Annotated in this window: 19 protein-coding genes; 13 read left to right on the plus strand and 6 right to left on the minus strand. The window is 72.2% G+C overall.

Annotated elements, in window-relative coordinates; translation table 11 throughout:
* The coding region (locus tag BHU15_RS23480) for a 2'-5' RNA ligase family protein (protein WP_303741297.1) at positions 1–349 on the plus strand (349 nt) is incomplete at its 5' end.
* Positions 350–517: 168 nt separating this feature from the next.
* On the opposite strand, the gene BHU15_RS23485 is transcribed toward BHU15_RS23480, so the two are convergent.
* Positions 518–1,501 carry an aldo/keto reductase gene (locus BHU15_RS23485; RefSeq protein ID WP_023540839.1) on the minus strand — a complete coding sequence of 328 codons (984 nt, stop codon included), beginning with the start codon at positions 1,499–1,501 and terminating at the stop codon, positions 518–520.
* Between the two features lie 68 nt (positions 1,502–1,569).
* Between BHU15_RS23485 and BHU15_RS40305 the strand changes: the two genes are divergently transcribed.
* The gene (locus BHU15_RS40305; RefSeq protein ID WP_167756140.1) at positions 1,570–1,716 is read left to right on the plus strand and encodes a hypothetical protein; all 147 of its coding nucleotides are present in this window, start codon (positions 1,570–1,572) and stop codon (positions 1,714–1,716) included.
* A 12-nt stretch (positions 1,717–1,728) separates the two neighbouring features.
* Here the strand turns inward: BHU15_RS40305 and BHU15_RS23490 are convergent, their stop codons facing one another.
* Complete coding sequence (locus BHU15_RS23490) at positions 1,729–2,274, minus strand: MarR family winged helix-turn-helix transcriptional regulator (protein ID WP_438284978.1); 546 nt, start codon at positions 2,272–2,274, stop codon at positions 1,729–1,731.
* Positions 2,275–2,381: 107 nt separating this feature from the next.
* Between BHU15_RS23490 and BHU15_RS23495 the strand changes: the two genes are divergently transcribed.
* On the plus strand, positions 2,382–2,861 hold the full coding sequence (locus BHU15_RS23495; protein ID WP_079128331.1) for a carboxymuconolactone decarboxylase family protein: 480 nt from the start codon (positions 2,382–2,384) through the stop codon (positions 2,859–2,861).
* On the opposite strand, the gene BHU15_RS23500 is transcribed toward BHU15_RS23495, so the two are convergent.
* Complete coding sequence (locus tag BHU15_RS23500; RefSeq protein WP_069629024.1) at positions 2,821–3,537, minus strand: GDSL-type esterase/lipase family protein; 717 nt, start codon at positions 3,535–3,537, stop codon at positions 2,821–2,823. The genes BHU15_RS23495 and BHU15_RS23500 overlap by 41 nt on opposite strands.
* 82 nt (positions 3,538–3,619) lie before the next feature.
* Here BHU15_RS23500 and BHU15_RS23505 point away from each other — a divergent pair, with 82 nt between their 5' ends.
* Positions 3,620–4,618 carry a WD40 repeat domain-containing protein gene (locus BHU15_RS23505; protein ID WP_401922704.1) on the plus strand — a complete coding sequence of 333 codons (999 nt, stop codon included), beginning with the start codon at positions 3,620–3,622 and terminating at the stop codon, positions 4,616–4,618.
* A gap of 17 nt (positions 4,619–4,635) precedes the next feature.
* Here BHU15_RS23505 and BHU15_RS23510 read toward each other — a convergent pair whose 3' ends face one another.
* Positions 4,636–5,448: a TetR/AcrR family transcriptional regulator gene (locus tag BHU15_RS23510; protein WP_069629019.1), complete on the minus strand. Its 813-nt coding sequence runs from the start codon at positions 5,446–5,448 to the stop codon at positions 4,636–4,638.
* Between the two features lie 83 nt (positions 5,449–5,531).
* Here BHU15_RS23510 and BHU15_RS23515 point away from each other — a divergent pair, with 83 nt between their 5' ends.
* On the plus strand, positions 5,532–6,521 hold the full coding sequence (locus BHU15_RS23515; protein ID WP_069629020.1) for an ATP-binding cassette domain-containing protein: 990 nt from the start codon (positions 5,532–5,534) through the stop codon (positions 6,519–6,521).
* The gene (locus tag BHU15_RS23520; RefSeq protein ID WP_069629021.1) at positions 6,518–7,369 is read left to right on the plus strand and encodes an ABC transporter permease; all 852 of its coding nucleotides are present in this window, start codon (positions 6,518–6,520) and stop codon (positions 7,367–7,369) included. The genes BHU15_RS23515 and BHU15_RS23520 overlap by 4 nt, the downstream gene beginning before the upstream one ends.
* Before the next feature lie 3 nt (positions 7,370–7,372).
* Here the strand turns inward: BHU15_RS23520 and BHU15_RS23525 are convergent, their stop codons facing one another.
* On the minus strand, positions 7,373–7,990 hold the full coding sequence (locus BHU15_RS23525) for a Uma2 family endonuclease (protein WP_069629026.1): 618 nt from the start codon (positions 7,988–7,990) through the stop codon (positions 7,373–7,375).
* Between the two features lie 145 nt (positions 7,991–8,135).
* Here BHU15_RS23525 and BHU15_RS23530 point away from each other — a divergent pair, with 145 nt between their 5' ends.
* A complete protein-coding gene (locus tag BHU15_RS23530; RefSeq protein ID WP_069629022.1) occupies positions 8,136–8,894 on the plus strand; it encodes a siderophore-interacting protein in 759 nt (252 codons plus the stop codon).
* A gap of 1 nt (position 8,895) precedes the next feature.
* Here the strand turns inward: BHU15_RS23530 and serC are convergent, their stop codons facing one another.
* On the minus strand, positions 8,896–10,014 hold the full coding sequence (gene serC, locus BHU15_RS23535; RefSeq protein ID WP_031231033.1) for a phosphoserine transaminase: 1,119 nt from the start codon (positions 10,012–10,014) through the stop codon (positions 8,896–8,898).
* A gap of 93 nt (positions 10,015–10,107) precedes the next feature.
* Here serC and BHU15_RS23540 point away from each other — a divergent pair, with 93 nt between their 5' ends.
* The 6 genes from BHU15_RS23540 to BHU15_RS23565 all read left to right on the plus strand — a co-directional run.
* Positions 10,108–12,972 carry an FAD-binding and (Fe-S)-binding domain-containing protein gene (locus BHU15_RS23540; protein WP_079128328.1) on the plus strand — a complete coding sequence of 955 codons (2,865 nt, stop codon included), beginning with the start codon at positions 10,108–10,110 and terminating at the stop codon, positions 12,970–12,972.
* Positions 12,973–13,018: 46 nt separating this feature from the next.
* Entirely contained in the window at positions 13,019–13,696 is a 678-nt protein-coding gene (locus BHU15_RS23545) for an RNA polymerase sigma factor (protein ID WP_069629023.1), read from the plus strand.
* On the plus strand, positions 13,693–14,772 hold the full coding sequence (locus tag BHU15_RS23550; RefSeq protein WP_171908432.1) for a CU044_5270 family protein: 1,080 nt from the start codon (positions 13,693–13,695) through the stop codon (positions 14,770–14,772). The genes BHU15_RS23545 and BHU15_RS23550 overlap by 4 nt, the downstream gene beginning before the upstream one ends.
* Positions 14,773–15,056: 284 nt before the next feature.
* A complete protein-coding gene (locus BHU15_RS23555) occupies positions 15,057–16,076 on the plus strand; it encodes an EamA family transporter (RefSeq protein ID WP_438284979.1) in 1,020 nt (339 codons plus the stop codon).
* Between the two features lie 105 nt (positions 16,077–16,181).
* Positions 16,182–16,973 carry a TIGR03084 family metal-binding protein gene (locus BHU15_RS23560; protein WP_069629029.1) on the plus strand — a complete coding sequence of 264 codons (792 nt, stop codon included), beginning with the start codon at positions 16,182–16,184 and terminating at the stop codon, positions 16,971–16,973.
* Positions 16,970–17,991 (plus strand): acyclic terpene utilization AtuA family protein (locus tag BHU15_RS23565; RefSeq protein WP_141726867.1); only part of this gene is annotated, 1,022 nt, incomplete at its 3' end. The genes BHU15_RS23560 and BHU15_RS23565, both read left to right, overlap by 4 nt.

Raw genomic sequence — 17,991 nt, forward strand, 5'->3', positions numbered from 1 at the left:
CTTCGGGGGGCGGGCGCTGTGGGCCGGTGCCGCCGGGGGGATCGCGGAGCTGCGGCGGCTGGCCGAGCGGGCCGACGCCGCCGCGCGCCGGACCGGGGTGCCGATGGAGGAGCACCGTGCGTACCGGCCGCATCTCACCCTGGCCCGTACGCGGACCGACACCGACCTGACCCCGTACGTGGCCGCGCTCGACGGCTTCGAGGGCTCGCCCTGGGAGGTCGGGGAGCTGGCGCTCGTACGGAGCAGGCTGCCCGTGGCCGGGGTGCCGGGCGAGCAGCCGCGTTACGAGACGGTGCTGCGCTGCCCCACCGCGAGGCCCGCCGCCGAGGCCGGCGCCGACGGCCGTTAACCTCGACGCGTGGACACCAAAAACCGTAACCGGATCATGGCCGGCGCGCTGGTGCTGATGTTCGTCATCGTCGCCGTGGCGGCGGCGTTCGGCTGAGGACCAGGCCCAGGCCCAGGTCAGGCCCAGGCGCGCCCGGCCGGTCGCCGGACGCGCCCTCCTGACCGGGAACTACCAGGCGAACGCCTCCGGCGACGGACCCGTACCCGGGAAGATCTCGTCCAGCGAGGCGAGCACCTCGTCCGACAGCTCCAGGTCGATCCCGCGCAGCGCGGACTCCAGCTGCTCCGCCGTACGCGGGCCGACGATCGGGCCCGTCACACCGGGGCGGGTGAGCAGCCAGGCCAGCGCCGCCTCGCCCGGCTCGATGCCGTGCTTGTCGAGCAGGTCCTCGTACGCCTGCACCTGCTCACGGATCTTCGAGTCCTTGAGCCGGTCGCTCGACCGCTTTCCGCTGCCGCCCTCGCGCTCCTTGCGGATCGCGCCGCCGAGGAGCCCGCCCTGGAGCGGCGACCAGGGGATGACCCCGAGGCCGTACTCCCGTGCGGCCGGGATGACCTCCATCTCGGCGCGGCGCTCGGCGAGGTTGTACAGGCACTGCTCACTGACCAGGCCGTACGAGCCCAGCCGGCGGGCCGTCTCGTTGGTCTGGGCGATCTTCCAGCCGGGGAAGTTCGACGAACCGGCGTAGAGGATCTTGCCCTGCTGGATCAGGGTGTCGATCGCCTGCCAGATCTCCTCGACCGGGGTGTCCCGGTCGATGTGGTGGAACTGGTAGAGGTCGATGTGATCGGTCTGGAGCCGCTTGAGGCTGGCGTCCACCGCGCGGCGGATGTTGAGGGCCGACAGCTTGTCGTGGTTGGGCCACGCGTCGCCCTCGGCCGCCATGTTCCCGTACACCTTGGTGGCGAGCACGACCTTGTCGCGCCGGCCGCCGCCCTGGGCGAACCAGGTGCCGAGGATTTCCTCCGTACGGCCCTTGTTCTCGCCCCATCCGTAGACGTTGGCGGTGTCGAAGAAGTTGATGCCGGCGCCGAGCGCGTCATCCATGATGGCGTGGCTGTCGGCCTCGTTGGTGTGAGGTCCGAAGTTCATGGTGCCGAGGACGAGTCGGCTGACTTTGAGTCCGGTGCGTCCGAGCTGCGTGTACTTCATGTCTCCACACCCAACGCCTTCGAGCGTCCTCGAAGCAAGAGGCACTCCGCTGGTGGGAGAGTTGTGCCATGACCCGCGGCGAGGTGGACGACGACGAGGGCGGCGAGCCGCCCTGCATGCTGGAGCTGGTCTGCGAGGAGTGCGGGCGGCTCAACGACGAACCGGAGTCGGTCGTCTGCGGCAGGTGCGGGGCGCCGCTCGGGCGGGAGTCGTAGTTCCAGGATGGGTCAGGGGCCACCGAGCCAGCCCTCCGCGTCCAGGGTGAACGCGCCCGGCGGGGTGACCGTGCGGAGGTCCGTCTCCAGGGCGCGCAGGCGGTCGGGGCCGAGGGTCGCGGACCAGCGGGCGCGCAGTTCGTCGAAGATCCGGGCCGAGCGGGCGAGCGCGTCGAGGCCGTGCGGGGTGAGGCGGACCAGTTTGCGGCGGGCGTCGGTGGGGTCGGCGGTGCGTTCCGCGTAACCCAGGACCGTCAGGCGGTCGACCGTCTTGCCCGCGGCCTGTTTCGAGACGCCCAGGCGGCGGCCGACCGTGGCGGCCGTGGCGCCGTCGAGGCCGATCGCCTGCATGGCGAAGCCGTGCGCGGGGCGGACGTCCGGGTGGCCCTGGCGGGCCAGTTCCGCGTGCAACTGGTCGATCAGGGACCGGAATCCGGCGAAGAGGAGGAGCGGCAGCTCGTATCCGGGCGCGTCGCCGGACGGGTCGCCCGGCGCGTCGCCGTGCTCGACCCCGTTGCGGGAATCGACAACCTGGTTTACCTTTTTTTCGTCAACCATGTTGTCCATTCTAGGTTCCAGCAGGGAGGGCTCCCGTGCGAGCCAGAGTCAGCACCACCTTCGTCGACCACACCCCCGACACCGCACCCCCCGGCTCCCGCCGCCTCATGGAGGCCACCACCCGTCATCTGGGGTTCCTGCCGTCCGCCACCGCGCGGCTCGCCGGCTCGCCGCAACTGCTCGAAGGGTTCCAGAAGCTGACCGCGCTCTTCGACGGCACGACGCTCGACCCGGTCGCGCGCGAGGTCGTCGTGATGGCCGTCGTCACCCGCAACGAGTGCCACATCTGCGTGGCCATGCACAGCGGCAAGCTGCGCAAGCTCGGCGCCGACGGGCAGTTGATCGCCGCGCTGGGCGAGCAGCGCGTCCTGGCGGATCAACGGCTCGAAGCCGTACGGCAGTTCACCCTCGCCGTCCTCGCGAGCGCCGGGGACGTGGCCGACGCCGACGTCGACGCGTTCCTCGCGCACGGCCACACCGCGCGCAACGCCCTCGAAGTCGTCCTCGGCATCGGCACGTACACGCTCTCCACCCTCGCCAACCGCCTCACCCGTGCCCCGCTCGATCCCCAACTCGCCGCGCTGTGACGGCGTACGGCCCGCCCCACCCCCACGCCTGACACATCGCGTCCGCGAACGCCCCGGCGAGCAGACGCTCGCCCGAGGGGCCGGGATGGGTCCCGTCGTAGGTGTCGCGGTGGATGTCGTACGACGCGGGGCGGGAGGCCTGCAGCAGCGGCGACGACGGTTCGTCGAGGTCGGCGACCGCCTTGGCCAGCAGGACGTTGAAGCGGTCGACCTCGGCGGCGAAGGCCGGGTCCGTGTCGGCGCGGGTGTTGGGGATGACGGGCAGCAGCACGATCCGTACGCGCGGATTGGCCGCCCGCGCCTCGGCGATGAACTCCCGTACGTACAGGGTCGTTTGGTCGCTGTTGGTGTAGAAGCCGAGATCTATCAGCCCGAGCGAGACGAGCAGCACGTCCGCCTGGTGCGCGGCGACCGCGCCGCGGATCACCGGCGCCATGTGCTGCCAGCCCTCGCCCCAGCCCGCGAGATGCGGCCACGCCTTCGCGGGGAAGTCGGGCGCGCCGTACGCGTGCGAGACGGCGGTGCCGGTGCCGGGGTCGTACAGGCCGGTGCGCGGGCCGACGATCGCGTACGGGCCGCCGTACGACGCGTTCAGGTGCTGCCACATCCGGTAGCGCCAGGTGAGATCGCCGGCGCGGCCGATGGTCATCGAGTCGCCGACGAACATGAAACGCATCGGATCATCATCCCCGATCGCGGGCGGGCGGCCGAGCCCGGCCCGGGAGATGGCGGTCTCCGGGAGATGGCAGTCTTGGGGCATGGTCAAGCTCAAGGTCAAGGGCATGTGTCCGTCCCCGCGTCTCGCCGGCGCCGCGCTCGCGGCGGCGGCGCTCGTCCTGTCCGCCCCGGCGGCGGCGTTCGCCGCCGACCCCGACCGGAGCTTCCGGATCACCGACCCGCGGATCACCGAGTCCAGCGGCCTGGCCGCCAGCCGCGCGCACCCCGGTGTCTACTGGACGCACAACGACCAGGACGAGCCCCGCATCTACGGTGTCGACTCCCGTACCGGCGAGACAGTCGCGACGATCACCATGCGCGGGGTCGGGGAGCCCCGCGACATGGAGGCGATCTCCGTCGGCCCGGACGGCGACATCTACGTCGGGGACATCGGCGACAACCTCAACGGCACCTGGGACCACGTCTGGATCTACCGCTTCCCGGAGCCGAAGAAGCTCGCGGACGCGACGGTCGACGCGACGCAGTACACCGTGAAGTACGCGGACGGCCCCCGCGACGCCGAGGCGCTGATGGTCCACCCCGTCACCGGCCGCGTCTACATCGCGTCGAAGAACGAGGACGGCGGCGGCCTCTACGAGGGCCCGGAGAAGCTGACCACCGGCGGCACGAACACCTTCACGCGCATCGACGAGGTGCCGTGGGTCACCGACGGCGCGTTCTCGCCGGACGGCAAGGAACTGCTGCTGCGCTCGTACTTCAGCGCGCGCGCCTACGAGTGGAAGAACGGCCGCCTGGGCGCCGACCACCGCGTCCGGGCCCCGGTCCAGGGCCAGTCGGAGTCGGTGACGTACACCCTGGACGGCTCGGCCCTGATGTTCGGCACGGAGGGCACGCGCAGCCAGGTCAACCGCGTCGACATCGACAAGGACGGCGGCTCGTCCGGGGGCGGGAGCACGGGCGAAGGCGGCGCGGGCGACACCGCCGGAGGCGAGGGCGACAGCATCACGATCGGCGCGGTGGCGCTGGTGGGCGCGGCCGTTCTCTTCTTCGTGTTCAGGCGCAAGAAGGGAAGCGCCTGAGACACCCCGGACAGGCCCTAGCGCTTCGTGCGCTGTTCGACCAGGACCTCCAGGCCGTCGAGCAGGCGCTGGAGGCCGAACTCGAAGTGGTCGAAGTCCGGGCCGAACGCATCCGGTGAGAGCGCGGCCATCAGCGGGTAGCGCCCGCTGGTCATCACCGTCGACAGCATCGGCTCCTGCGCCCGCCAGAACTCGTCGTCGCTGATGCCGGTCACCTGCTGCACCTCGACAGCGTGCACCTGGGTCCGGGCGACCCCGGAGACGTAACCGCTGACCATGATGATCACGGAGATCAGCTCCGGGTCGCTCAGGCCGGTGTCCTTGATCCCGGCGAGCATCGACTCCATGCCGCCGACCGCGCCGGGGCCGAGGACGGGCCGGGTCTGGTTGACGGAGAGCAGCCAGGGATGGGCCTGGTAGAGGGCGAGTTCGTCGCGCGCCGCCTTCTCGACGGTCTTCCGCCAGCCGGGGTGCGGCTCGGCGGTGTCCGAGTCGGCAGTGTGCGGCTCGGCGGTGGCCGGCTCGGCGGCGTCCGGCTCCGGCGCGTGGGCGCCCTCGCCCTGGACGCGGTCCAGCATCAGGTCCACCAGCTCGGCCCGGCCGGGGACATGGCGGTAGAGCGACATCGTTCCCGCCCCCAGCTCCGTGGAGAGCCTGCGCATCGAGACCGCCGCGAGCCCTTCCGCGTCCGCGAGTTCGATCGCGGCGGTGACGATCCGGTCGAGCGTCAGCCCCGGTTTCGGGCCGCGGGTCGCCCGCTCGCCGGTGCCCCACAGCAGCTCCATGCTGCGTGACACGTCTCCGCTGCCGCTGCTTTCCGTCGTCGTCATGGCCTCAGCGTAGTCGGCCGGGCATTAATTGGGTACGGTGTACGCCTAATGGGTACGCCGTACCCAGTTGATTGGAGGACGCAGTGACGACCGACTACGCCGTGCGCGCCGAAGCGATCCGGAAGCGATACGGGGACAAACACGCCCTCGACGGCTTCGACCTCGCCGTACGCACCGGAACCGTGCACGGCCTTCTCGGCCCCAACGGCGCGGGCAAGACCACGGCGGTGCGCGCGCTCGCCACCCTGCTCACGCTCGACGGCGGGCGCGCGACGGTCGCCGGGGTCGACGTGAGCCGCGACCCGCGCACCGTCCGGAGCCTGATCGGGCTCACCGGGCAGTACGCGGCGGTGGACGAGATCCTCACCGGCCGGCAGAACCTGGAGATGTTCGGCCGCCTCTTCCACCTCGGCGGGCGGCGGGCCGCGCTGCGCGCCGGGGAACTGCTGGAGCGGTTCGACCTGGTGGAGGCGGGCGACAAGGGCGTGAGCGGGTACAGCGGCGGCATGCGCCGCCGGCTCGACCTCGCCGCGTCGATGATCCTCGCCCCGCGCGTGCTGTTCCTCGACGAGCCGACGACCGGGCTCGACCCGCGCGGTCGCGGCGAGGTCTGGGACGCGGTGCGGGCGCTGGTCGCGGGCGGTACGACGGTGCTGCTCACCACGCAGTATCTGGACGAGGCCGACAAACTCGCCTCGCACATCACGGTCATGGACCGGGGGCGGGCCATCGCGGACGACTCCCCGGCCGCGCTGAAGAACACCGTGGGCGGCGATCTGATCGAGGTCGTCGTGCACGAGGCGTCCGAACTGGCCGCCGTGACCGAGGTGATCGCCCGCGTCGCCGGCTCGGTGCCCGGCACGGACGCCGAGGCACGCCGGGTCCACGCGCCGGTCAGCGACCGGGTGACCGCGCTGACGGAGGTCGCGCGGGAATTGCGGGACCGGGGGATCGCGGTGGAGGACATCGGGCTGCGCAGGCCCAGCCTGGACGACGTGTTCCTGCGGCTGACGGGGCAGCGTACGCAGCCGGCGACCGCGCCCGCGCCCGGGAAGACGGAGGTGGCGGCATGAGCGGCGGCGTGAGCGGCGCCCTCGGCGCCCCGGTCGACCTCACCCCCGCGGCCGACCACGGCCGTGCCTACTGGGCGGTGGCCGACTGCTGGAATCTCGTACGCCGCAGCCTGACCCACTACCAGCGGCAGCCCGCGTTCATCCTCTGGACCCTGGGCTTCCCGCTCGTGTCCGTCCTGCTGTACGGCTATGTCTTCGGCAGCGCGATGAAGGTGCCGGGCGGCGGGGACTACCGGGAGTTCCTGATGCCGGGCATGTTCACCATGACGATGGCCTTCGGCTTCATGAACACGGCGACCGCGTTCGCCACCGACGCCGGCAAAGGCGTCCACGACCGCTTCCGGTCGATGCCGATGGCGCCGTCCGCCGTGGTCACCGGGCGGGGCGTCGTGGACCTGATCACGGCGGCGGCGGAACTGGCGATCCTCGCCCTCACGGCCCTGCTGATCGGCTGGCGCGCGGACGGCGGCCCGCTCGCCTCGCTGGCCGGCTTCGGCCTGCTCCTGCTGCTGCGCTTCTCGCTGATCTGGCTGGGCGTCTGGCTCGGCCTGGTGGTCCCCGGCCCGGAACAGGCGGGCAGTCTCTTCGCCGTCGCCTTCCCGGTGACGATGATCTCCAGCGTCTTCGTGGCCCCGTCCCTGATGCCGGACTGGCTGGGCACGGTCGCGGCCTGGAACCCGGTGTCGGCGACGGTGACGGCGATCCGCGAACTGTTCGGCAACCCGGTGGCGAGCGGCGGCAGTTGGCCGGAGGAACACGCGCTGCTGCTGTCGGTTGCGTGGCCGGCGGCGATCACGCTGGTGTGCGTGCCACTGGCGGTACGGAGGTTCCAGCGGCTGAGCCGGTAAAGGTCAGGTGGCTTTCCTGGGCTCCCCGGCGCGGAGGACGGCCGAGACGTCGAGCTTCACCTCGGCGCCGATGGAGTCGGGGAGGACGACGTGCTCGCCGGGAGCGTGGACGCGGTGGCTGGTGTAGTCGCCCGCGACGGGATCGGTGAGGACATGCAGCCTGCCGTGCTTGCGGTCGACGATCACGTAGACGGGGATCCTGGCGTCCGCGTAGGCGGTGACCTTGTTCCGCAGATCCTGCTGATAGTTGCTGGAGGTGACTTCGAGAACCAGACGGAAGACGGCCGGGTCGTAGCAGTTGTACTGGATCAGGTGCTCTTCGAAATCGGCGTCGACGAGAGCCAGATCCGGGATGGCGAAGTCCTCCGAGCCGGCCGGCAGCCACAGTCCCACGTTCTGGAGAACCCTCGATTCCTGGCCGTGCGCGCCGACGGCGAGGAAGGGAATCATGACGTCCGTGAGGACCGACGCGTGGTCGCCGTCCGGGGGTGGGGCCACGGTGATGACGCCTCCGATGATCTCGACGCGGAAGCCGGGAAGCTGCTCCATGAGGCTGTCAGCCGTCTCCAGCTGGCTTTCCTGTGAGCTGTCCCAGGGGTGCTCGGCTGCTGCGGCAGACATGCGGGCCTCCTGATGGCTGGTGTCGAGACCATCATCGTAGGCCGCCACGGGCCGATACGTCGTGAGCGTGATCCTTCACGCGTACGGGTGACGGCCCCGCCCCCGTTGAGGTTAGGGTGACCTAACTTCAACTTGGGGAGTCCACGTGGGTCACGGCTGGGAGGGCGTTGTCCTCAAGATGCTGCGCGGGCGGGACTTCGCGGTCACCGTTCTCGCGTGCGAGGACGTCACCGACTCGTACCGGCGGGTGCGGTTCAGCGACGGGGGGTTGCTCGCCGCCACCGGGACGCATCCCACCATGTGGGTGCGGATGTGGTTCGACGACGGAGGGAAGCCGCACCAGCGGGCGTACACGCTGGTGGATCCCGACCCCGGGAGCGGGACCTTCGCCGTCGAGTTCGCGCTGCACGACGGGCGCGCCAGCGACTGGGCGCGGGCAGCGCTGCCTGGGGACACCGCCGTGGTGACCGTGCAGGGGAGCGAGTACACGCTGCCCGAGCCGCCGCCCGCGCGGATGTTCCTGATCGGGGACCGGGCATCGGTGCCCGCGCTCAACTCGCTGCTCGACGCGACAGGGTCCGCCACCGCGACCATCTGGGTGGAGACCGCGCACCCCGACGACGAGCGGCTGCCGCTGCGGATACGGCCGGACCGGCACGAGGTGCGGCATGTGCCGCGCCGGGACGGTGGGGCCGGGCTGGTCGCGGCCGTGAAGGACGCGTTGCCCGGCCTGGTCGGTGACGACCGGGCCGGGTCGTACGTGTGGATCGCCTGCGACACGGTGACGACGCGGGTTCTCGCCTCGTACGCCCGCAGGGAACTGCGCCTGCCGAAGCACCGCGTGCACGCGCTGGGCTACTGGCGCCCGGCGCGTGCCGCGCGTACGGCGGGGTCCGTCAGCTGACTCAGAGTTTGTCGATCACGTAGTCGACGCACGCCGTCAGCGCCTCGACGTCCGCCGGGTCGATCGCCGGGAACATCGCCACGCGCAGCTGGTTGCGGCCCAGCTTGCGGTACGGCTCCGTGTCCACGATGCCGTTCGCGCGCAGCGCCTTGGCGACCGCCGACGCGTCGATCTCGTCGGCGAAGTCGATCGTGCCGATGACCTGCGAGCGCTGCGCCGGGTCGACCACGAACGGGGTCGCGTACTTGGACGACTCCGCCCAGCCGTACAGCGTGCGCGCCGACGTGGCCGTGCGGGTGGTCGAGAAGTCGAGGCCGCCCTGGGTGTTCAGCCAGGTCAGCTGCTCGTTCAGGAGGAACAGCGTGGCGAGCGCCGGGGTGTTGTACGTCTGGTTCTTCAGCGAGTTGTCGATCGCCGTCGGCAGCGAGAAGAACTCCGGCACGTGCCGGCCCGAGCCGTGCACGCGCGCCGCGCGCTCCAGCGCGGCCGGCGAGAAGACGCCGATCCACAGGCCGCCGTCGGAGGCGAAGGATTTCTGCGGGGCGAAGTAGTAGACGTCGGTCTCGGCGATGTCGACCGGCAGGCCGCCCGCGCCGGACGTGGCGTCGACCAGGACCAGCGCGCCCTCGTCGGCGCCCGCGACCCGCTTGACCGGCGCGGCGACACCGGTGGAGGTCTCGTTGTGCGTCAGCGCGTAGACGTCGACGCCCGCCTCGGCCGCCGGGGCGGGGTGGGTGCCCGGCTCCGAGGAGATGACGGTCGGCTCGGCCAGCCACGGGGCGAGCTTCGACGCCTTCGCGAACTTGGACGAGAACTCGCCGAAGCTCAGGTGCTGCGACTTGTTCTCGATCAGACCGTGCGTCGCGATGTCCCAGAAGGCGGTGGAGCCGCCGTTGCCCAGGATCACCTCGTAGCCCTCGGGGAGCTGGAACAGCTCGCGCACACCGTCGCGCACCGCGCCGACCAGGTTTTTCACCGGGGCCTGGCGGTGGGACGTGCCGAGCAGAGACGTACCGGTGGCGGCCAGGGCGTCCACCGCCTCCGTACGCACTTTGGAGGGGCCAGCGCCGAAACGACCGTCGGCGGGCTTGATGTCAGCGGGAATCTGAATATCGGCCACGGGCGGCAGCCTAGACGTTTTCCGTCCGCCGTCCGGGGTGCGGTTCACGTCGTGAGACGTGGTGGGAGGCGGGCGGCGGGGCATCCTGGGGGAATGGCTGAGTACACGGAGCGGCAGGGCGGGACTCCCGCGAAGGCGTCGGCGGCGACCGCCGACCGGACCACCGAGCTGGCCAGAGACCTGGCGGGCGCCGTCCGCGGCGATGTCGACTTCAGCGCCGCCGCCCGTGCCCTGGTCACCATGGACGCCTCCAACTACCGCCGCGTCCCCGTCGGCGTCGTCGCCCCGCGCGACGCCGACGACATCGCCGCCGCCCTCGCCGTCTGCCGCGGGTACGGCGTGCCCGTCGTGCCGCGCGGCGGCGGCACCTCGATCGCGGGCAACGCGACGGGCGTCGGGGTCGTCCTCGATCTCACCCGGTATTTTCGCTCGATCGTGTCGGTCGACACCGGGGCGCGTACCGCCGTCGTGCAGCCCGGCGTCGTCCTGGACCGGCTGCGCGACCACGTCGCGCCGCACGGCCTGACCTTCGGACCCGACCCGTCCACGCACAGCCGCTGCACGATCGGCGGCATGATCGGCAACAACTCGTGCGGGTCGCACTCGGTCGCGTGGGGGACCACCGCCGACAACGTGCGGGAGCTGTCGGTCACGACGTACGACGGCGCGGCCCTGCGACTCGGCCAGGGCTGGGACGGCGCGCCCGCCGGGCTGCGATCCCTCGTCGACGACAACCTCGCGCTCCTGCGCACCGGTTACCCCACCGGTCTGCCGCGCCGTATCTCCGGTTATGCGATCGACGCGCTGCTCCCCGAGAACGGCACCGACCTCGCCCGCGCCTTCTGCGGCAGCGAGGGCACGCTCGGCGTCGTCACGGAAGCCGTCGTCACGCTGGTCGACTCGCCGCCCGCGCGGGCCCTCGCGGTCCTCGGCTACCCCGACGAGAGCGCGGCGGCCGAGGCGGCGGCCGGGCTGCTCCCGTACCACCCGCTGACCGTCGAGGGCATGGCCGACGACCTCGTCCCCGGCCCGCACGACCTGCCGCGCGGCGGCGCCTGGCTCTTCGTGGAGACCGGCGGCGCGACCGCCGCCGAGGCCCGCGCGCACGCCGAGCGGATCGTGCGCGCCGCCGACGCCCTGGACGGCACGGTCGTCGCCGATCCGGCCGGGATCCGGGCCCTGTGGCGGGTGCGGGAGGACGCGTCGGGCACCGCGACGCGCAGTGCCGACGGCGGCGAGGCGTGGCCCGGCTGGGAGGACTGCGCCGTACCGCCCGCCCAACTCGGCGCGTACCTGCGGGACTTCCGCGCTCTGCTCGCCGAACACGGGCTGCGCGGCACGCCGTACGGGCACTTCGGCGACGGCTGCATCCATGTCCGCATCGACTTCGACCTGTTGAGCACGGAGGGCGTGCGTGTCTTCCGCCGCTTCTCCGAGGACGTCGCGCGGCTCGTCGTCGCGCACGGCGGTTCGCTCTCCGGCGAGCACGGCGACGGGCTGGCGCGCTCGGAGCTGCTGCCGACGATGTACGGGGACGAACTGACCGCGCTCTTCGGGCGGTTCAAGGACGTGTGGGACCCGGCGGGCGGCATGAACCCCGGCTCGATCGCCAGCCCCGCCCGGCTGGACGAGAATCTGCGCTTCGACGTCCTGCCGCGTGAGCGCGTCGACGTCGCGTTCGCCTACCCGCACGACGGGGCTGAGGGCGGTGACTTCTCGGCGGCCGTACGGCGTTGCGTCGGCGTCGCCAAGTGCCGGGTGGAGGGGCCGAGTTCGGGCCCGGGGGTGATGTGCCCGTCGTTCCGCGCGACCGGCGACGAACAGCACTCCACTCGCGGGCGCGCCCGGCTGCTGCACGAGATGCTCGCCGGTGAGGTCGTCACCGACGGCTGGCGCTCGACCGAGGTCAAGGACGCGCTCGACCTCTGTCTGTCCTGCAAGGGCTGCCGCAGCGACTGCCCGGTGGGGGTCGACATGGCCACGTACAAGGCCGAGTTCCTGCACCACCACTACGAAGGCCGGCGGCGCCCCGCCGCCCACTACGCGATGGGGCGGCTGCCACGCTGGCTGCGCGCCGCCGCGCCGTTCGCGGGTGCGCTGAACGCGGCGGTACGGCTGCCGGGAGCCGCCGCGCTGGCCAAGCGGCTGGGCGGGATCGCCCCGGAGCGCTCGATCCCGCGCCTCGCGCCGATGACGTTCACGCGGTGGCTGCGGGGACGGGAACTCGCGAGCACCCCCGCGGTGGTGCTGTGGCCGGACACCTTCACGGAGCACCTGTCGCCCTCGGTGGGGAAGGCGGCCGTACGGGTCCTGGACGCGGCCGGGGTGGGCTTCACCCTGCCGCCCGGCCAGGTGTGCTGCGGTCTGACGTACGTCTCCACCGGCCAGCTCGACCAGGCCCGCGCGGTCATGCGCCGCACCCTGGACCGGCTGGAACCGGCGCTCGACCGGGGGCTGCCGGTCCTCGTCCTGGAACCGAGCTGCGCCGCCGCGCTCAAGACGGACCTGCCGGAACTCCTCGCGGACGACCCCCGCGCGGCCCGACTCGCCGCCTCCGTACGGACGTTCGCCCAGACGCTGGAGGAGAGCGCCCCCGACTGGCAGCCGCCCCGCGTCGACCGCCCGGTCGCCGGTCAGACCCACTGCCACCAGCACGCGGTCCTCGGCGACGCGGCGGAACGCCGACTGCGCGAACGGGCCGGTCTCACAGGCGAGTTGAGCGGCGGCTGCTGCGGTCTGGCGGGCAACTTCGGCTTCGAGAAGGGCCATTACGACGTCTCGGTGGCCTGCGCGGAGGATCAACTGCTCCCGGCGGTCCGATCGGCGCCGGAAGGCACGGAACTGCTGGCGGACGGCTACTCGTGCCGTACCCAACTCGACCAACTGGCCGGTGGCGGGGCGCGCCACCTGGCGGAAGTCCTGGCGGAGGCGCTGGAGCCGGCCGACGCGGAGGCGTGACGCAGGTCACTGGAACTCACCTCAAGGTGCCGGACAGTTCACAGAAGTGACCACAGAATTGCGAGCCCGAATCAGGGACGGCGACCCCGACGCCTTCGCGGAGATCTTCGACTCCTACGCGCGCGCCGTCTACAACCACGCCTACCGGCTGACGGCCGACTGGTCCGTCGCCGAGGACGTCATGTCGGAGACGTTCATGGCGGCGTGGCGGATGCGCGAGAGAGCGGACGCGGACGGGGGATCGCTGCGGCCGTGGCTGCTGGGCGTCGCCACCAACGTGGCCCGCAACCACTTGCGCAGCAACCGGCGTTACCGCGCGGCGGCGACCGCCGCCGCGACCGACGCCGAGCGCGGCGCGCTGGAGACGCCCGACCACGCCGGCTTGGTCGCCGGTCAGCTGGACGACCGCCGGCGGCTGGCCGCCACCATGCGCGCGCTGGCCTCCCTGAAGCCACTCGAACGCGAGGTGCTGGTGCTGTGCCTGTGGGAGGGCATGCGGTACGACGACGCGGCGACAGCCCTCGGCATCCCCGTCGGCACCGTCCGCTCCCGGCTGTCCCGCGCCCGCAAGAAGCTGGCCAGACGCGCCGACGCCGAACTCGACGCCGGGAAAGGCGTCGCAGGAAAACTCGTCGCCGGGAAACGGGAACCCGTCGCGCCGACTCGACAGGTAAGAGGAGACCGCGCGACAGCGGTCCGGTCCGCACGGGAGGGAAACCGATGAACACCGATCGTTCACCGCACCCGGCCGAGTGGCGGGAGACCGAGGGTCTTCTGCCGCCGGCCGAGCGGGATCTGCCGGTGGGCCGCCACGAGTTCCACAAGGAGCGTCTCATGGCCCAGATCCACGACGAGTCCCGCACCACCGCCCCCGCCGCCGCGCCGGCCCGCCCCCAGGAGCGGCGCGCCTGGTTCCGGCGCCCGGTGATCGTCATGCCCCTGGCGGCGTTCGCCCTCGCCGGGGTGATCGTGACCGGCACGGTCGTCGCCGGACAGGACGGCACCGACGGCGCGGACTCCGTCGCCACCGGGCCGGTGCTGACCACCGACATCGGCAACGCCAGCAGCGCGGGCACCGGCGCCCTGCTCGACCGGATCTCGCTGGCCGCCGCGGAGTCCCCGACGCCCGAGCCGGGCGCGGGCCAGTTCGTCTACGTCGAGTCCACCAGCGCCGACACATACGTCAGGACCGTCGACGACAAGCACACCGTGGTGAGCGAGAAGCCGCACCGCAGGCAGGTGTGGCAGTCGCCCGACGGGAACAAGGGATGGCTGATCGAGCAGGGCAACGGCCCCGAGGGCGGCGAGACGCTCGACTCGGCGGAGGGGTCCTCCTCGTCGTGGGACATCCTCAGCAAGCTGCCCACCGACCCCGACGCGCTGCTCAAGAAGGTGTACGCGGAGAGCGAGGGGCAGGGCAACAGCCCCGACCAGGCGGCGTTCTCCGCGATCGGGGACCTGCTCGGCGAGAGCTACCCGCCGTCCGGTCTTGAGGCCGCGCTGTACAAGGCCGCGGCGAAGATCCCCGGTGTCGTGAAGGTGGACAGCGCCGTCGACGCCGCCGGGCGCGAGGGCATCGCCGTGGCGCGCCTCGACAAGGTCAGCGGCGAGCGCGAGGAGTGGATCTTCGAGAAGAAGACCCTCGCCTACCTCGGTGAGCGGATCGTGCAGGTGACCGACGGCGAGAACCCGGAACCAGAGGACCTGCTGATCAAGCCCGGCACCGTCACGTACACCAGCGCGGTGACCGCGCGCGCCGTTGTCGACGGCATCAAGCAGACGCCCACGCAGGCCGGTTGACCGATTCGGCATCCTCCGTCATACGCCTTCCGTGGTGGGCTCGGCCGTCCGGCCGGTCCCGCCGCGGTCCGCGTTCCGGCGGGCGGCGGGGCCGTAACCGGTTTGAGAGCGGTGCCGGAGTGTGCCTACCGTGGGAGGCCCGCTCGGTGAGTGACGCGTACCCGAGTGCAGTATGTTGGATTCCGTAGTTCATTACGTTGCCCTAGATGATCTGGAGGAGGTCCCCGGTGGACGAGCCGCGTACCGCAGCCGCAGGCGTTGCCGCCCCGGAGGCCCTGGAGGCGATGGAAGCCGCCCGGACGGGTGAGGGCGGTCAGGGCGGCGAGGGCGGTCAGGGTGGTGCGGCCGGGAAGCCGGGGCGGGCGCTCGGGCCCGTCGCCCTTGTCCTCGGGGGTGTCATCTCGGTCCAGTTCGGTGCCGCCATCGCCGTCCTGCTGATGCCGCGCGCCGGCGCCGTCGGGGTGGTGACGCTGCGGCTCGTGCTCGCGGCCGTCGTGCTGCTCGTCGTCTGCCGGCCCAAGGTCCGGGGGCACTCGCGCGCCGACTGGGGCACCGTGCTCGTCTTCGGCGCCGTCCTGGCCGCGATGAATCTGCTCTTCTACCAGGCCGCCGACCGCATCCCGCTGGGCGCCGCCGTGACCCTGGAAGTCCTCGGTCCGCTCACCCTCTCAGTGATCGCCTCCCGCAGGCTCGGCAATCTCCTGTGGGCCGGGCTCGCGCTCGCCGGGGTCGTGCTGCTCAGCGGCGGCGGATTCGACCGCCTCGATCCGGTGGGCGCGGCGTTCGCCGTCGGGGCCGGTGTGATGTGGGCGACGTACATCGTCTTCAGCGCCCGCACCGGACAGCGCTTCCCGCAGGCCGACGGGCTCGCGCTCGCCATGGCCTTCGGCGCCGTGCTGAGCCTGCCGCTGGGCATCATGGAGGCCGGTTCGAAGCTGATCGTGCCGTCCACGGTCGGACTGGCCCTCGCGGTCGCGCTGCTGTCGTCGGTGCTGCCCTACACCCTCGAACTGCTCGCCCTGCGACGGCTTCCCGCGCCGACGTTCGCGATCCTCATGAGCGTCGAGCCGGCCGTCGCCGCCCTGGCCGGTCTCCTCCTCCTGCACCAGAGCCTCTCCTTCACCGACGCGCTCGCGATCGCCCTGGTCATCGCGGCCAGCATGGGCGCGGTCCGGACGCAGGCGGGCGCGCGCAAGGCCGAGCGGCACCGCCTCGCGGAGCTGAAGGACTTGAAGGACTTGAAGGATTCGAAAGAGCCGACAGACTCGAAAGCGCTGAAGGGTCTCGAAGGCGCGAACGAGTAAAGCAAGCATGCTTGCTTGTTTCTGCGGGCGCTGCCATGCTCCGGGACACGTACGACGCCGTGTCCCGAGAGTCCGATCGGAGCGCATCCCGTGTCCGACCCCGCCGTGTCCGACCCAGCCGCGCTCCTCCTCGGGGATCTGCGCGACGAGAGCGAGGAAGTCGACCGGCTCGTAGCCGAGTTGGACGATACGGGCTGGTCCCTCCCGACCCCGGCCGCCGGCTGGAGCGTCGCCCACCAGATCGCCCACCTCACCTGGACCGACACCGCCGCACTCCTCGCCGTCACCGACGAGGCCGCCTTCGCCGAGCAGGCCGCGCGGGCCCTCGCCGCCCCGGACTCGTTCGTGGACGAGGGCGCCGAGGCCGGCGCCGTACTGCCGCCGGACCGGCTGCTCGCCCGGTGGCGCGAGGGGCGCGAACAGCTCCAGCGGGCACTGCGCGCGGCGCCCCCGGGCGCGCGTTTCCCCTGGTACGGGCCACCGATGAGCGCGCCGTCGATGGCGACCGCGCGCCTGATGGAGACCTGGGCGCACGGCCAGGACATCGCCGACACGCTCGGCGTACGGCGCGAGCCCACCGCGCGGCTGCGACATGTGGCGTGGATCGGCGTACGGGCGAGGGACTACGCCTACCTCGTACGGGGCGAACAGCCGCCCACCGCCTCCATCCGGGTCGAACTGACCGGGCCCGGCGGGGAGTTGTGGACGTACGGCCCCGAGGACGCCGAGCAGCGCGTCACCGGCCCCGCCCTCGACTTCTGCCTGCTCGCCACCCAGCGCGCCCACCGCGCGGACCTCGCCGTCCGCGCCGAGGGCCCGGACGCCGACCGGTGGCTGGACATCGCGCAGGCCTTCGCGGGACCGGCCGGTCCGGGGCGGGCGGCGAAGAAGGGATGACCGAGCCGAGGAACCTCACCCCCGACGTCCTGCGGATCGCGAACGCCTCCGGCTTCTACGGCGACCGCTTCGACGCGCTGCGCGAGATGCTCACCGGTGGCCCCGTCGACATCGTCACCGGCGACTACCTCGCCGAGCTGACCATGCTCATCCTCGGCCGCGACCGGCAGAAGAACCCGGCGTCCGGCTACGCCAAGACCTTCCTCCGCCAGTTGGAGGAAGGGCTCGGGCTCGCCCACGAACGCGGGGTGCGGATCGTCACCAACGCGGGCGGGCTGAATCCGGCCGGACTGGCCGCCGCCGTAACCGAGTTGGCCGCGCGTGTCGGCGTCCCCGTGCGCGTCGCGCACGTCGAGGGCGATGACCTGCTGACGCCCGGCCACACGTGGGGCGACGGCGTGCTCACCGCCAACGCCTACCTCGGCGGGGCCGGGATCGCGGAGTGCCTGCGGGCCGGCGCCGACGTGGTGGTGACCGGGCGGGTCACGGACGCGGCCCTCGTCACCGGCCCCGCCGCCGCGCACTTCGGCTGGGACCTGAAGGATGTCGACGCGCTCGCGGGCGCCGTCGTCGCCGGGCACGTCCTGGAGTGCGGCACCCAGGCCACCGGCGGCAACTACTCCTTCTTCGGCGCGCACGACGTCCGGCGCCCCGGCTTCCCCCTCGCCGAACTGCACGCCGACGGCACCGCCGTCATCACCAAGCACCCCGGCACCGGCGGCGTCGTCGACATCGGCACCGTCACCGCGCAGTTGCTGTACGAGACCGGGGGAGCCCGGTACCCGGGCCCCGACGTGACGGCCAGGCTCGACACCGTACGGCTCACCCAGGACGGCCCCGACCGGGTCAGGATCGCGGGCGTACGCGGCGAGGCGCCGCCCCCCACGCTCAAGGTCGGGCTGAACCGGATCGGCGGCTGGCGCAACGAGATCGTGTTCGTGCTGACGGGACTCGACATCGACGCCAAGGCGTCCTCGACCTGTTCGCGCACCAGCCGCGCCTTGGCGTCGATGTCGAG

The organism is Streptomyces niveus (assembly GCF_001723055.1).
GTDB lineage: Bacteria > Actinomycetota > Actinomycetes > Streptomycetales > Streptomycetaceae > Streptomyces > Streptomyces niveus.

Bases quoted from the DNA above. Each gene is read 5' to 3' on its own strand.
- BHU15_RS23485 (WP_023540839.1), bottom strand. From the start codon at position 1,501: ATGAAGTACACGCAGCTCGGACGCACCGGACTCAAAGTCAGCCGACTC.
- BHU15_RS40305 (WP_167756140.1), top strand. From the start codon at position 1,570: ATGACCCGCGGCGAGGTGGACGACGACGAGGGCGGCGAGCCGCCCTGC.
- BHU15_RS23490 (WP_438284978.1), bottom strand. From the start codon at position 2,274: ATGGTTGACGAAAAAAAGGTAAACCAGGTTGTCGATTCCCGCAACGGG.
- BHU15_RS23495 (WP_079128331.1), top strand. From the start codon at position 2,382: ATGGAGGCCACCACCCGTCATCTGGGGTTCCTGCCGTCCGCCACCGCG.
- BHU15_RS23500 (WP_069629024.1), bottom strand. From the start codon at position 3,537: ATGCGTTTCATGTTCGTCGGCGACTCGATGACCATCGGCCGCGCCGGC.
- BHU15_RS23505 (WP_401922704.1), top strand. From the start codon at position 3,620: ATGGTCAAGCTCAAGGTCAAGGGCATGTGTCCGTCCCCGCGTCTCGCC.
- BHU15_RS23510 (WP_069629019.1), bottom strand. From the start codon at position 5,448: ATGACGACGACGGAAAGCAGCGGCAGCGGAGACGTGTCACGCAGCATG.
- BHU15_RS23520 (WP_069629021.1), top strand. From the start codon at position 6,518: ATGAGCGGCGGCGTGAGCGGCGCCCTCGGCGCCCCGGTCGACCTCACC.
- BHU15_RS23525 (WP_069629026.1), bottom strand. From the start codon at position 7,990: ATGTCTGCCGCAGCAGCCGAGCACCCCTGGGACAGCTCACAGGAAAGC.
- BHU15_RS23540 (WP_079128328.1), top strand. From the start codon at position 10,108: ATGGCTGAGTACACGGAGCGGCAGGGCGGGACTCCCGCGAAGGCGTCG.
- BHU15_RS23550 (WP_171908432.1), top strand. From the start codon at position 13,693: ATGAACACCGATCGTTCACCGCACCCGGCCGAGTGGCGGGAGACCGAG.
- BHU15_RS23555 (WP_438284979.1), top strand. From the start codon at position 15,057: ATGGAAGCCGCCCGGACGGGTGAGGGCGGTCAGGGCGGCGAGGGCGGT.